Source organism: Pseudomonas sp. FSL W5-0299 (assembly GCF_005930655.1).
GTDB classification, from domain to species: Bacteria; Pseudomonadota; Gammaproteobacteria; order Pseudomonadales; family Pseudomonadaceae; genus Aquipseudomonas; species Aquipseudomonas mandelii.
Window position 1 is genome coordinate 125373 of sequence record NZ_RXHX01000008.1, and the last position, 14211, is coordinate 139583.

A 14211-nucleotide genomic window follows, 5' to 3' on the forward strand; every position below is an offset into this window, starting at 1 on the left:
CGATGAGCATTGCTAATCCGCATCTGAAATTTGCCTCGCAAGCCGTGGCCAAACCGTACTTCGTGTTCGCCCTGATGCTGTTTCTCGGGCAGGTGCTGTTCGGGTTGATCATGGGCCTGCAATACGTGATAGGGGACTTTCTGTTCCCGATCATTCCCTTCAACGTGGCGCGGATGGTGCACACCAACCTGCTGATCGTCTGGCTGCTGTTCGGGTTCATGGGCGCTGCCTATTACCTGATTCCGGAAGAGGCCGACCGCGAACTGCACAGTCCGAAGCTGGCGATCATCCTGTTCTGGGTCTTCGCCGCCGCGGGTGTGCTGACGATCCTGGGCTATCTGCTGGTGCCGTATGCCGGCCTGGCCAGGCTGACCCACAACGAATTGCTGCCGACCATGGGCCGGGAGTTCCTGGAGCAACCGACCATCACCAAGATGGGCATTGTGGTGGTGTGCCTGGGCTTCCTCTACAACATCGGCATGACCCTGCTCAAAGGTCGCAAGACCACCGTCAGCATGGTGATGATGACCGGGTTGATCGGGCTCGCGGTGTTCTTCCTGTTCTCCTTCTATAACCCCGGCAACCTGGCCCGCGACAAGTTCTACTGGTGGTGGGTGGTGCATCTTTGGGTGGAAGGCGTGTGGGAACTGATCATGGGTTCGATGCTCGCGTTTGTCCTGATCAAGATCACCGGGGTAGACCGGGAAGTCGTGGAGAAATGGCTGTATGTGATCATCGCCATGGCGCTGATTACCGGGATCATCGGCACCGGTCACCACTTCTTCTGGATTGGTGCGCCTGAGGTCTGGTTGTGGGTCGGTTCAATCTTCTCGGCACTCGAACCGCTGCCGTTCCTGGCCATGGTGATTTTCGCCTTCAGCATGGTGAAGAACCGCCGCCGACAACACCCGAACCGCGCCGCCACCCTGTGGGCCAAGGGAACCGTCGTCACAGCGTTCTTCGGTGCTGGCGTCTGGGGCTTTTTACATACCCTGGCACCGGTCAACTTCTACACCCACGGTTCGCAACTGACGGCGGCGCACGGCCACCTGGCTTTCTACGGTGCTTACGCGATGATCGTGATGACCTTGATCAGCTACGCCATGCCACGACTGCGCGGGTTGGGTGAAGCAGGCGATGAGCGCTCGCAGACCTTCGAAATCTGGGGCTTTTGGTTGATGACCCTGTCGATGGTGATGATCACGCTGTTCCTCACCGCAGCCGGTGTCGTTCAGGTCTACCTGCAACGCTGGCAGGTCGATGGTGTTGCGTTGCCCTTCATGGCCACGGTCGAACAACTGCAGGTGCTGTTCTGGGCCCGTTTTGGTGCCGGTCTTGGTTTCCTTGCGGGACTGCTCTGTTACCTGTTCAGCTTCAAGCAACGTGGCCGCGCAGCCTTGCGCGCCCCGGCGGCCGTGGTGCCTTCATGAGCCGGTGTCAAGGTTAGAAAAGGTCGGCCCGGCTGATACAGCGGGCCGTTTTTTTGCTTTACAAAAAGGGCAATGATCATGGCCTTTACCGTCGAACTGGAAGAGTGGGTCGGCAGCGTCTGGCATCGCTTCATCACCCGGCGCGCCAGCCCGGACTTCCCCGAAGCACGCGTTGAACTGGCCAGCCAGCAACGTCCGCTGGCGCTGCTGTTTCGCGCCATGGGCGGTGCCAGTGGTATCGGTGTCGAAGCCGCCAGCGACCGCGATCTGCTGTTGCGGCGCAACGTGTTGCAGCAGATCGCCGGCACCTGCAAGCAAGTGCCCCTGGCGTGGTGCGATGCGAGCAACCTTCGTCTACCGTCGAGCCTCGCGGTGTTTCCCGAAGTCGCACTGAACGAAGAACTCTATCGTTGGCTCGCCTTGCTGGCGGCACAGGCCGGCCAGATGCGGCACTGGGGACGGGACAATCAACGCTGGACGCAACTGCTGTTAGGGCGTTATCCCGCGTTGCGTGCCCGGTACAAACGTCTGGTCGATGCTCACCTGCAATTGCGCCCGGATCCGGCCACATTGAGTAGCGGCGAAGCGGCCCTGGAACGGGCGTTATGCCAGGCGCTGCGCGAGCCCGGCAGTGTCGAACATTTTCCCCGCAGCGAACGGGCCGCGTGGCCGTTGCCCCTGTGGTTGTACCCGCCGCAAAACCTTGCGAGCCCTCAGGCTGCCGACCTGGGGGAGGAGTCCGAAGAATCGTTGACGACCCCGCCCGGTGAGCAAAAGGGCGCAAGCAAACGCGCCAAGCGGATAGATGAAAGCACCCGTGACGGCGGGTTGTTGATCGTGCGTCTGGAGAACCTGTTCAGCTGGACCGAACACGTGGACCTGGATCGCTGGTCGGACGACAGCGAGGACCCGGACGCGGCCAAAGTCGCCGAGGACCTCGACGAGTTGAGCCTGTCGCGCACCCGTCTGCGCAAGGGCGGCGGCCTCAAGCTGCACCTGGATTTACCGCCGGCCGATGTCGACGATATTCCCCTGGGCGAGGGCATCAAGTTGCCGGAGTGGGACTATCGCAAACAGCAGATGCAAGACGCCTTCGTCAATCTGCAAATGATGGTGCCCCGGGACTGCGAGGCGCAGCCACTGCCGCCACGGCTGAAAGCTTCGGCGCACCGTCTGCGGCGCCAGTTCGAGCACCTGCGCAATGACCGCCAATGGTTACGCCAGCAACCCCAAGGGTCTGAACTGGATATGCAGGCCTGGCTGGATTTTCACGTTGAACGCGAGCATGGCCAGTGTGCGGAACGCGGTTTGTTCATGGAACAACGGCAGACACGCCGTGACCTGGCGTGCCTGTTGCTGGCCGATGTGTCGATGTCCACCGACGCGCACCTGAACGATGAGCATCGGGTGATTGATGTCATCCGCGACAGCTTGCTGCTGTTCGGTGAGACCCTGTCGGTGCTCGGTGACGATTTCGCCCTGTACGGGTTTTCCTCGTTGCGCCGTCATCAAGTGCGGATGCAGGAACTCAAGTCTTTCACCCAGCGTTATGACGACAACACCCGCGGTCGTATTCAAGGGCTCAAACCGGGTTATTACACGCGCATGGGCGCCGCCATCCGCCAGGCCACCCAACTGCTGGGCAAGAGCAAGCGCCGCAGCAAATTGTTGCTGCTGCTCACGGATGGCAAACCGAATGATCTGGACTTGTATGAGGGACGTTACGGTGTTGAAGACACCCGCGAAGCGGTGCTGGAGGCGCGGCGCAAGGGGTTGACGCCGTTTTGCATCACGATTGATCGCGAGGCCGGGGATTACCTGCCTTACATGTTCGGCGCCAATGGCTACACCTTGATCCGTCAGCCCGAGCAATTACCTCTGCGATTGCCGCAGCTGTACCGCCAGTTGACCCAACCTTGAGGGGGGGACGCAGCATCAACTGATGCCGCGTGGCAGCCAGAAAAACATCGTCACGCAGAAGATCGTCAGGCCAATGCAGAACCACGTGAATCGGCGCAGCCGACATTGCGCCGCGTGTGCGGCCAATACTGGCAAGGGCATGCCGCACTGGCGGCACTCGGTTTCTTGTGCGGGGTTGGCGCGTTGGCAATACAAGCAGACGGGCATGGCACTCACTCAAACTGCTCCAGGCGCAGACGATCGAGAATGGCGATCTGGCGGCCGTCCTGGGTGATGATGTTTTCATCGATCAGGCGACGGATAATCCGCGAAAAGGTTTCCGGCTGGATCGACAGGTGCCCGGCAATCAGTTGCTTGGCCATTGGCAATTCGAATTGGCTGCCAACGGTTTGCTGGCGCACCAGTTGCGTCAGCAGATAACGCACGACCCGGTGGGTGGCGTTTTTCAGTGACAGGGTTTCGATTTCGTTGACCCGTTGATGCAAGCGAACGCACAGCTTGCCGAGCAGCGCAAAGGTCAGGCGGCTGTTACTTTGCAGCAGGCGCATATAGGTGCTGTTGGATAACCGATAGAGCTGAGTGGGGCAGATCGCTTCGGCCGAGGCCACATAGTTCGGGGTGTCCATCAGCATCATCGCTTCGGCGAAGGTTTGCCGGTCACCAATGACCTCAAACACTTTCTCCTGCCCGTCCGGCGTCAGGCGATAGATTTTCACCGCGCCGGCAATCACGAAATAGAACGAGTCTGCCGGCTCGCCCTGACGGAACAACGGTTCGCCTTTGTCGATGCTCAGCAAATGGCTGGTACTCATCAACTCATCCAGCTGTTCTTCGTTCAACGGCTCGAACAAGTGATGACTGCGCAGAATCTGGTGATGGACGCGATGAAGCACCATAAGAATTCATCCTGAAGTTTGAAGAGGGGATGGCGATCAAGTCAAACGAGGCCCAGCGAGACACCGCTGGCCAACGCCAGCACCGAGGTCAGCACCACAAACCAGGCCAATGGCTGGATGACTTTTTTCATGACGACTCCTGGGGATCGAGAAGGATCAGGTTTTCCTTAATTTCTGAACCATTGAGCAAGACGCGGGCCATGCCTGGAGTCCTTTGTTTACTGGGGCTGCCAGATAGGAGGGTAAAAACGACCACGGGGTTTAGGGTTCAAATAACCCTTTGATGGTCATTTCTACCCTGGCCCGGTCCCGCAGGGGCGCGGGTCCTCTCACCACAGCGGGCGAATGAACATCAGGGCACGGCCCTTGCACACTTGATCTGCGACAAAGGCAATTAATCGTCAATACCCGATGATTGCCCCCGGACTTGCCTCGACGCGTGTGGGTTGGCGTCAGGTCAGCAGCAAGGTAAAGGAGTAGCTTTATGCAAGTGCTTGACCGCCGTAAAGCGATGGCTATCGCGCCGCTGTTGCGTTTGGCCTTTCGGCCGTTTTTCCTCGCCGGCTGCCTGCTGGCGGTGCTGGTCATTCCGCTCTGGCTGTTCGCCTTCAGTGGTGAGCTTTCCGGCTGGCAGCCGGCGGGTGGCTGGCTGAACTGGCATCGACACGAATTGCTGTTCGGATTCGGCTTGGCGATCATCGCCGGCTTTCTGCTGACGGCGGTGCAGACCTGGACCGGTCGCCCCGGCATCAGCGGGCAACCACTGGCCATGCTGGCGCTGCTGTGGTTATTGGCGCGCGTGGCCTGGCTGGTCAATGCACCGTTGCCGGTGCTTGCGGTGCTGGAACTGGCGTTCCCGCTGGCGGTGGCTGCGCTCATGGGATTCACCTTGTGGAAGGTGCGGCAGAAACGTAACTACCCCATTGCGGTGGTGTTGCTGCTGTTAGCAGCGGCCGATGGGTTGTCCCTGTATGGTCTGGTCGAAGGTCATGAAGGCTGGCAGCGTCAAGGCGTGTTGACGGGTATGTGGCTGGTGGCGGCAATGATGGGTTTGATCGGTGGGCGCGTCATTCCGTTCTTCATCCAGCGCGGCCTCGGCAAGGTCGAGGGCGTAACCCCTTGGCCGTGGCTGGATTGGCTGCTGCTGATTGGCTCACCGCTGGTAGCGTTGCTCTATGCCGCGGGACCTGCGCTTGCCCCCGATTTCTGGGTGGGCCTGTTGTTCGCGGTGTTGGCCGCTGGGCATCTGGTGCGCCTGGTGCGCTGGCATGATCGCGCCCTCTGGCATGTGCCGTTGTTGTGGTCGTTGTACCTGGCTTATGCCTGGCTGGCGGTGGCCTGTCTCGGGATGGCGCTGTGGCATTTCGGTGTGCCGATCAATCCGAGTCTGGCGGTGCATTGCCTGACCATTGGCGCCATGGGCGGCCTGGTGCTGGCGATGATTGCACGAGTCAGCCTGGGGCATACCGGCCGCGCGCTGGAGCCGCCGTCGGGCATGACCCTGGCGTTCATTCTGCTCAACCTGGCCTGTCTGAGCCGGGTCGTGTTGATCCTGTTTTTCCCCTTGCCGGCGTTGTGGCTGGCCGGTCTGTGTTGGGTGCTGGCGTTTGCGCTATACGCCTGGCGCTATGGGCCGATGCTGTTGCAGTCCCGGGTGGACGGCCATCCGGGCTAAGCACGCTAACTGATGGAGGCTGCCGGTGATGTATCCCTTTTTACTGGTCACCCACTTGCTGGCGGCGATTGCCTTCATCGGCACGCTGTTTTTCGAGGTGGTGATCTGGCACAACGCCCGCCAGCAGGTGGCCGTTAGCGCGCAAACGAGCGCCGATCAAGCGATTGCAGTGCGTTCGCGCAAGGTGCTGCATGGCGTGGTGTTGCTGTTGTATGCCGCCGGTATCAGCCTGGCGTGGCAACACCGGGGTGTATTGAGTCAGCCGCTGGCGAGCAGTTTTGGTACGTTGCTGAGCCTGAAGATCATCCTGGCCCTGAGCATCATCGGCCATTACTTTCTGCTGGCGTACTGGCTGAAAAGTGCATGCCTGACCACGACCCGCGCCACTTGGATTCGCCGCAGCATCCTCGGGCACATGGTGTTGATCGTGATCCTGGCCAAGGCCATGTTCTATTGGCACGGTTGATCGCGCTGGAGAACCCGCAACCCTGTAACGGCGCCATTCGCGAGCAGGCTCGCTCCCACATTGGGATACCGTTCCCCTGTGAGAGCGAGCCTGCTCGCGAAAGCTGTGTCACTGGTTTTGTATGACCCGCAATCGATCAATGGCGAGGTTTAAGTGCGTTGACGAACAACACGTTGTTTTCCAGATGGATGTGTTGCATCAAGTCATCACGGAACTCCAGCAGCCCGCGATACAGGGCACGCCAGGTATTACAGGCATCGGCCGGCGGGGTGATGTTGTTGGTCAGCGCAAGCAGCCTTTCCAATGCTTCGCCATGTTGATCATGTTCAAAGCGCAGCACCTGGATCGGCGGTGCGGCCTGAGGGCCGATGCCTTGTTGCAGCATCGGGAAGAGCACTTGTTCTTCCTTGAGCATGTGGCCTTCAAGTTCTTGTTGCATGTCGGTCAAGAGATCGGCCAGGCCGTTGGGGCAACTGCTGCGGGCACCATGGACCTGCTCGACGCGGCGGGCCAGACGAATCAGTTCCGGCAGTTGTTCGCGATGGCGGGCGTGGTAGCGCGCCAGAAGATGGGCGATCAACAGCTCCGAGGGTTCGTTGCGCCAGTCGTGCTGGGTTTCGCCGGTGTCTTGCAGCCGGTGCAGCGCATCGGCAATCAGGGCCGGATCGAGGCCTTTGCCAGCGGCCGCTTCAAGCAGGCTTTTATGCCCGCCACAACAGAAGTCCAGTTTAAAGGTGTGGAAGATCCGCGTGGCGCCGGGAATGTCGCACGCCAGTTGGCCGAGGCTTTGTTCCAATAGAGTCAGGCTCATCAGGGGTTCCTTGTTTGGATTTCAACGGTTCCCCAGGCTCATTGCATCCGACATGCCATATTTAACGTATTGAAAAATATGGCTTAATTTTTAGTTGTGGTGATAGACACCCGGACACTTTAGGGTGAATCCAACCATAGAGGGTAATAACTACCATGCTGCGTGAAAGCCTGGCGGCCGACCTGATCGTCGAGTTGCCGAATGCTGTGCGGTTGCAACGTTTGGTCCAGACCCTGCGCGAGTACTTCAACAGTGGCGCCGTGGGATTGCTGCGTCTGGATGACGACAGCCTCAGGCCGGTCGCGACGGTGGGGCTGGTGCATGAAGCGTTGGGCCGCCGGTTTGTCATCGCTCAGCATCCGCGGCTGGCGGCGATCATGGCGTCGCGCGAACCCACCTGGTTCGAGCCCGACAGTCGGCTGCCGGATCCCTATGATGGCTTGCTCGACAATCACGCCGGCGAACCGATGCCAGTGCATGACTGCATGGGCGTGAGCCTGTATGTGGAAGGTCGGATCTGGGGGGCGATCACCCTCGATGCGCTGCATGCCGGGACCTTCGACAGCCGTGCGCGGGAAGAACTCAAGCGCTGCACCTTGCAGATCGAAGCCGCCGTGCGAGTCACCCGACTGGAACAGGAAAACCGCAGCCTGCGCTTGTCCCGCAGCGATATTCAAGACGTACGCAGACCGGCGGACGAAGGCGAAATCCTCGGGCAAAGTGAAGTGCTGCACCAGTTGCTCAATGAACTGGATGTACTGGCCGATTCCGAGCTGCCAGTGTTGCTGCTGGGCGAGACCGGCGTCGGCAAAGAGCTGTTCGCCCGGCGCTTGCATCGTCTGTCGCGTCGCAGTCATAAGCCGCTGGTACAGGTCAACTGCGCTGCTTTGCCGGAGTCTCTGGCGGAAAGTGAATTGTTCGGCCATGTCAAAGGCGCGTTTTCTGGCGCCACCAGTGACCGTGCCGGGCGTTTCGATGCGGCCAACGGCGGCACGCTGTTTCTCGATGAAGTCGGTGAATTGCCATTGGCTGTGCAGGCGAAACTGCTGCGCACCCTGCAGAACGGCGAGATCCAGCGCCTCGGCGCCGACAAGCCGTTGCACGTGGATGTGCGCATCATCGCCGCGACTAACCGGCACCTGCCGGACAGCATCCGCGATGGCTTGTTTCGGGCGGATCTGTATCACCGGCTCTCGGTCTATCCGGTGCCGATTCCGCCGTTGCGCGAGCGGGGTAACGATGTGTTGATGCTGGCCGGGCACTTCCTTGAGCTGAATCGGGCGCGGCTTGGCTTGCGCGGTTTGCGTCTGTCGCCGGCCGCCGAGCGCGCGCTGCTGACTTACAACTGGCCGGGCAACGTGCGCGAGCTGGAACATGTGATCAGCCGAGCCGCGTTGAAGACGCTCAGCCGCGGCACGAGTCGTACCCTGATCATGACGCTGGAACCCGAGATTCTGGACCTCGACAGTGCCATGGGCGGGCAGGGCGTGGTCGTCGAAAGTCCTCTGGACGAAACGGCTGACGCGCCGTTCCAGCCCCTGGGGGAAGCGGTCGACGATTACCAGCGCAAGAAAATTCTCCAGGCCTTGAGCCTGTCCGGGGATAACTGGGCCAGCGCCGCGCGGATCCTGGAAATCGATCCCAGCAACCTGCACAAACTGGCGCGGCGGTTACGCCTCAAATAAGGCGGGGCATGCTCAGTGTTGATGGTGATCAAGGTGCTGTTGCGCGAAGTCTCGCACGCTGGGCAGAACCTTTTCGGAGATCACCGTCATGCCCCTTTCCCTGGCACAGATGCGCCGCAACTACACCCTTTTTGGCCTGCAAGACGAGGCGGCGCTGGACGACCCGCTGGCCATGTTCCGACAGTGGATGCAACTGGCCCGCGACACCGAGCGTGCGCCTGTCGAAGCCAACAGCATGGTGTTGGCGACCGTCGACAGTGAAGGTCGCCCGCACTGTCGGGTCCTGCTGCTCAAGGGCTTTAGTGATGAAGGCTTCACGTTTTTCGGTCATTACCAGAGCGACAAGGGGCAGCAATTGGCTGCTAATCCGTATGCTGCGATGACCTTTTTTTGGTCGGGGCTGGAGCGTCAGGTGCGCATCGAGGGGCAGGTGTCCAGGCTCGCCCCGACGCTGTCGGATGCGTACTTCGATTCCCGCTCACAGGACAGTCGCCTGGGCGCCTGGGCCTCACCGCAAAGCCGACCATTGGCCAATCGGGCCGAGCTTGAGTCGCTGTTGACACAAACCACCCAACGGTTTGCCGGCCAGACCGTGCCGCGGCCCGAGCATTGGGGCGGCTACTGCTTGCAGCCTGATCGACTGGAATTCTGGCAAGGCCGTGCCGACCGCTTACATGACCGCCTCGATTACCGGTTGCGCGATGGCGTATGGCAACGGAACCGCTTGGCACCTTGAACCCGCAGAACGCGCAGCGATGGAGAACAATGTGGGAGCGAGCCTGCTCGCGATAGCAGTGGGTCAGTCGACATCAATGTTGCCTGACAAGCCGCTATCGCGAGCAGGCTCGCTCCCACAGGTATCGTGTGGCCTATACGTTCTTCATATGTCCCTGTAGAGGTACCTCCTTGGAGGAATAGGCTCATCGGGCATTCCAGTTCAGGCTTTGCCCCATACCCTCATTTACGGGAAGGCTTGGATATGGCCCATCTGGCGCAACGCACGTTTGAACCCCTGAACATTGCCGTACTGACCATCAGCGATACGCGCACCTTTGACACCGACACCTCGGGGCAGACCCTCACGGATTTGCTGCAAACGGCCGGGCATGTATTGATCGATCGTGGTCTGGTCAAGGACGACATTTATCAGATCCGCGCCAAGGTTTCCCACTGGATCGCCGACCCCAAGGTGCAGGTGGTATTGATGACCGGCGGCACCGGTTTCACCGCGCGCGACAATACACCACAAGCGGTCTTGCCGTTGCTGGACAAACACGTGGAAGGCTTCGGTGAACTGTTTCGTCAGGTGTCCCTTGCGGAAATCGGCATGTCCAGCCTGCAATCCCGGGCATTGGCGGGGATGAGCAATGGCGTGCTGGTGTGCTGCGTTCCAGGTTCGCCGGGCGCGTGTCGAACGGCCTGGAACCAGATCCTGCTCGAACAGCTGGACAGCCGCACCGGCCCATGCAATTTCGCCCCCCATTTGAAACCGCAAGGGCAACGGGTCGTCGACGCCTGCGAGACCCGCTCATGACCGGCCGGGTGTGTGACCTTGGTCACTTGATGCCGGTGGACGAGGCCATCAATCGTTTGCTGGACCAGGCACCGCCGCCGCCCCTGGCGCAAAAGATCGACCTGGATCAAGCCTTGGGTCGGGTGCTGGCGGCGGACATTCATTCCCCCGTCAACCTGCCGGCCTGGGACAACAGCGCCATGGACGGTTATGCCCTCAGGGCCGCTGACCTGCCACCGGAGGGTGGCTGGTTGTTGATTGGCGGACGAATCGCAGCGGGGGATTCGGCGTGCTCACCGTTGCTCGCGCAGCAAGCAGTGCAGATTTTTACCGGCGCTCCATTACCTGCAGGCGCCGACACCGTGGTGCCGCAAGAGCGTTGTCGGATCGAGGGCGAGCGCGTGTGGTTCCCGCCCGTCAGTACTGGCGATCACGTGCGCAAAGAAGGTGAGGAGGTTCGCCGCGGCGACCTGTTAATCCAGGCCGGCAAACGTCTGCGTGCGCAAGAAGTGGGGTTGCTGGCTGGCGCTGGCATCGGGCGGGTCGAGGTCTATCGACCGTTGCAGGTGTGCTTGCTCAGCAGTGGCAATGAACTGCGTGAACCGGGTGATTCATTGGCGCCCGGGCAGATTTACAACAGCAATCGCTACTGCCTCGCCGCGTTGTTGAGCGGTTGGGGGGTCGAGGTGCATGACTATGGCGTCATGGCCGATGAGTTGGCCGCCAGCCGGCATGCCTTGAGCCTGGCGTCTTCGGAATGCGACCTGTTGTTGAGTTCGGGGGGCGTCTCGGTGGGTGAGGAAGATCACCTCAAACAAGCGATCGAGGAACTCGGCAGCCTGGATTTCTGGCGGCTGGCCATTCAGCCGGGCAAGCCGCTGGCCTTCGGCGAAGTCGCCGGCAAACCCTGGATCGGCATGCCGGGCAATCCTTCGGCGGCGCTGATTACCGCGTTGGTGGTGGTGCGCCCGTTCCTGCTCAGGGCTCAGGGCGTCAGCGATGTGTTGCCGGCGCCACTGGCCGTGCCCGCCGGGTTCGATTGGTTGCAGCGCAACAAACGTCGGCAGTACCTGCGGGCTCGGCTGACACCCGGTGCTGATGGTCAGTTGAGCGTGGAGCTGCACCCTCAGCAAAGCTCGGCGATGTTGACCGCCGCGTGCTGGGCCGATGGCCTGGCGGTGATCGAGTGCGAGCAGCAAGTGCTCAAGCACGACAACGTGATGTTCCTGTCCTTCGCCGACCTGATGCATTGATCGCAATTGATTGCCGTCAAGGCCGTGCCTGCCGGTCTCGCTAGACTGGCAGCGCCTTTTTCGATCGCTGTGCCACAGGCATCGAGGGAGGGTCCAGACGCGTTCTTCCATGAGGATTACCCATGCAACTGGTCTGCCCGGCAGGCAACCTGCCTGCGCTGAAAGCGGCGGTGCGCCAAGGCGCCGATGCCGTTTATGTCGGTTTTCGCGATGACACCAATGCCCGGCATTTTGCAGGGCTGAACATGGACGACAAACAATTCGACGCGGCGGTCGCCCACATCCGTCAGCACCAACGCAAACTCTACGTCGCGGTCAACACCTACCCGCAACCCAAGGGCTGGGAACGCTGGCAGCGCGCGGTTGATCGCGCCGCCGATTTTGGTGTGGATGCGCTGATCGCCGCCGACCCCGGCGTACTCAACTACGCCAGCCAGCGGCATCCGCAACTGGCGCTGCACCTGTCGGTGCAGGGTTCGGCGACCCATGCCGCGGCCCTGGAGTTTTATGCGCAGCGCTACGGAATTCGTCGCGCGGTACTGCCTCGGGTGTTGTCGTTGGCGCAGGTGCGCCAGGTCGCTGCAAGCAGCCCGGTGCCCATCGAAGTCTTTGGCTTCGGCAGCTTGTGCATCATGGCTGAAGGGCGTTGCCATCTGTCTTCGTACATTACCGGTGAGTCGCCGAACCTCTGTGGCGTCTGTTCGCCGGCCAAAGCGGTGCGCTGGAGCGAAGACGCCGACGGCTTGAGCGCACGGCTCAGTGAAGTGCTGATCGACCGTTACACCCCTGAGGAACCCGCCGGTTATCCGACCTTGTGCAAAGGCCGTTTCCTGGTCGGCGGTAAACGCTTTCATGCGCTGGAAGAACCCACCAGCCTCGACACCCTGGACTTGCTGCCGGAATTGACGGCCATCGGCGTCGAGGCGGTCAAAATCGAGGGCCGGCAACGCAGCCCGGCGTATGTCGAACAAGTCACCCGTGTCTGGCGTGCGGCGCTGGATGCCCATCGTGGCTCGCCGGGCAGTTTTCGGGTCAAGGAGGAATGGCGCCGGGTGTTGGCCGGTTTGTCCGAAGGCAGCCAGACCACTTTGGGTGCTTACCATCGATCATGGCAATGAGGGAGGCGACATGAAGCTCAGCCTTGGACCGGTCCTGTTTTATTGGGACAAAGCGCAACTCAGCAACTTTTACGCCGAGATGTCGGCCTTGCCCCTGGATGTGATTTATCTGGGGGAAACCGTGTGCTCGAAACGCCGGTCATTTTCATTGGATCAATGGTTGGGCCTGGGGCGCGAGTTACAAGAATGCAGCCAGGCACAACTGGTTCTCTCCAGCCTGACGCTTATCGAAGCGGCCTCTGAGCTCTCTAGCCTGCGGCGGCTCTGCGACAACGGCCAACTGTTGGTGGAAGCCAACGACATGGGCGCGGTGCAGTTTCTGGCCGAGCGCAAGTTGCCGTTCGTGGGCGGTCCTGCGCTGAATGTGTACAACGGGCATACGCTCACGCAACTGCTGGACGGCGGGATGACCCGTTGGGTGCCGCCCGTGGAGTGTTCGGCGACGCTGATTAGCGATGTGCTCGATCAGGTGCGGGAACTGGGTCGAGAGGTCCCGGAAGTCGAAGTCTTTGCTTACGGGCATTTGCCGTTGGCCTATTCCGCACGCTGCTTCACCGCGCGGGCGGAAAACCGGCCCAAGGACGACTGCCAGTTTTGCTGCATCAACTACCCCGACGGCCTGCCGCTGACCAGTCAGGAAGGGCAAGCACTGTTCACCATTAACGGCATTCAAACAATGTCGGCCGAGGTGACCAATCTCCTGGCAGATTACGCGGGGCTGGTGGCCTGCGGCGCTGATTTGTTGCGACTGAGCCCTCGTTATCAAGGCATGGCGCAGGTCATTGCCGCCTATCAACGGGTTCGTCTGGGCGAGACACCGCCGGTGTTCGTCGACGGTTGTAACGGTTACTGGCATGGCCAGGCCGGCATGTTGCGCATCGAGGAGGTCGGCTTGTGTTGAATCGGAAGAAGTGGCTGCTCAAAGGCGCCGACCGGTTGTTGCCGTTGGTGCGCCGGGTGCCTTTTGCAGTGCAGCGTCTGGCGTTGCAGCAGGCGTTGAATCGTTGCCTTGCCGAGCCGTTGCGCGACGGCGAGTTTGAAGTGTTGCGTGGGCGCTGGTTGTGCCTGCGGATTCCGGATTTGGGCTTGTCCTGGTATTTGACGCTGACCCGTCAAGGGTTGCGAATTGCCGAGCATGCCACGGCGCATGTGACCATCAGCGGTAACTGGCGCGAGTTTTTATTGCTGGCCAGCCGTCAGGAGGATCCGGATACGTTGTTCTTTCGCAGGCGTTTGGTGATTGAGGGTGATACGGAGTTGGGGCTGGCGCTGAAGAACCTGATCGACAGCCTCGATCCCGACGTGTTGCCTGTGTGGCTGTGGCGCAATCTGGAGCGGGCAGGGAAGGGGTTGGCGACGGTTTGACCCACACAGATTAACTGTGCGAGCGAGCTTGCTCGCGAAGGGGCCAGTCCATCCATATGGAGGCTGACTGACACGCCGC

General features: G+C 60.8%; 14 protein-coding genes. 11 read left to right on the forward strand and 3 right to left on the reverse strand.

From position 1 onward, the window contains the following. Positions 1-2: 2 nt before the first annotated feature. Positions 3-1430, forward strand: a complete 1428-nt coding sequence (locus FHL16_RS13045) for a cbb3-type cytochrome c oxidase subunit I (RefSeq protein WP_077748429.1) — start codon at positions 3-5, stop codon at positions 1428-1430. A gap of 78 nt (positions 1431-1508) precedes the next feature. Beyond that, complete coding sequence (locus FHL16_RS13050; protein WP_077748498.1) at positions 1509-3350, forward strand: nitric oxide reductase activation protein NorD; 1842 nt, start codon at positions 1509-1511, stop codon at positions 3348-3350. Positions 3351-3365: 15 nt separating this feature from the next. Here the strand turns inward: FHL16_RS13050 and FHL16_RS13055 are convergent, their stop codons facing one another. Together FHL16_RS13055 and FHL16_RS13060 are read right to left on the reverse strand one after the other, a co-directional pair. After that, on the reverse strand, positions 3366-3566 hold the full coding sequence (locus FHL16_RS13055) for a protein DnrP (RefSeq protein ID WP_077748430.1): 201 nt from the start codon (positions 3564-3566) through the stop codon (positions 3366-3368). Continuing rightward, positions 3563-4246, reverse strand: a complete 684-nt coding sequence (locus FHL16_RS13060) for a Crp/Fnr family transcriptional regulator (RefSeq protein WP_010460193.1) — start codon at positions 4244-4246, stop codon at positions 3563-3565. The genes FHL16_RS13055 and FHL16_RS13060 overlap by 4 nt, the downstream gene beginning before the upstream one ends. 484 nt (positions 4247-4730) lie before the next feature. Here FHL16_RS13060 and FHL16_RS13065 point away from each other — a divergent pair, with 484 nt between their 5' ends. Further along, positions 4731-5921 carry an NnrS family protein gene (locus FHL16_RS13065; RefSeq protein WP_010460195.1) on the forward strand — a complete coding sequence of 397 codons (1191 nt, stop codon included), beginning with the start codon at positions 4731-4733 and terminating at the stop codon, positions 5919-5921. A 28-nt stretch (positions 5922-5949) separates the two neighbouring features. Continuing rightward, positions 5950-6387 carry a CopD family copper resistance protein gene (locus FHL16_RS13070; RefSeq protein WP_010460197.1) on the forward strand — a complete coding sequence of 146 codons (438 nt, stop codon included), beginning with the start codon at positions 5950-5952 and terminating at the stop codon, positions 6385-6387. Positions 6388-6523: 136 nt separating this feature from the next. On the opposite strand, the gene ytfE is transcribed toward FHL16_RS13070, so the two are convergent. Further along, entirely contained in the window at positions 6524-7198 is a 675-nt protein-coding gene (gene ytfE / locus FHL16_RS13075; RefSeq protein WP_017338886.1) for an iron-sulfur cluster repair protein YtfE, read from the reverse strand. A 155-nt stretch (positions 7199-7353) separates the two neighbouring features. On the opposite strand from ytfE, the gene norR reads away from it, so the two are divergent. The 7 genes from norR (at position 7354) to ubiT (ending at position 14132) form a co-directional block, all read left to right on the forward strand. Then, a complete protein-coding gene (gene norR / locus FHL16_RS13080) occupies positions 7354-8883 on the forward strand; it encodes a nitric oxide reductase transcriptional regulator NorR (RefSeq protein ID WP_010460201.1) in 1530 nt (509 codons plus the stop codon). Positions 8884-8971: 88 nt separating this feature from the next. Further along, on the forward strand, positions 8972-9619 hold the full coding sequence (gene pdxH, locus FHL16_RS13085) for a pyridoxamine 5'-phosphate oxidase (RefSeq protein ID WP_077748431.1): 648 nt from the start codon (positions 8972-8974) through the stop codon (positions 9617-9619). A 243-nt stretch (positions 9620-9862) separates the two neighbouring features. Beyond that, positions 9863-10417 (forward strand): molybdenum cofactor biosynthesis protein B, encoded by a 555-nt coding sequence (gene moaB, locus FHL16_RS13090; RefSeq protein WP_010460206.1) that lies wholly within the window; start codon positions 9863-9865, stop codon positions 10415-10417. Beyond that, complete coding sequence (locus FHL16_RS13095; RefSeq protein ID WP_010460208.1) at positions 10414-11649, forward strand: molybdopterin molybdotransferase MoeA; 1236 nt, start codon at positions 10414-10416, stop codon at positions 11647-11649. Before moaB ends, FHL16_RS13095 begins: the two co-directional genes overlap by 4 nt. Before the next feature lie 122 nt (positions 11650-11771). Beyond that, entirely contained in the window at positions 11772-12767 is a 996-nt protein-coding gene (gene ubiU / locus FHL16_RS13100) for a ubiquinone anaerobic biosynthesis protein UbiU (protein WP_010460211.1), read from the forward strand. A gap of 10 nt (positions 12768-12777) precedes the next feature. After that, on the forward strand, positions 12778-13668 hold the full coding sequence (locus FHL16_RS13105; RefSeq protein ID WP_010460213.1) for a U32 family peptidase: 891 nt from the start codon (positions 12778-12780) through the stop codon (positions 13666-13668). Further along, complete coding sequence (ubiT, locus tag FHL16_RS13110; protein WP_010460215.1) at positions 13662-14132, forward strand: ubiquinone anaerobic biosynthesis accessory factor UbiT; 471 nt, start codon at positions 13662-13664, stop codon at positions 14130-14132. Before FHL16_RS13105 ends, ubiT begins: the two co-directional genes overlap by 7 nt. The last annotated feature ends 79 nt before the right edge of the window (positions 14133-14211 follow it).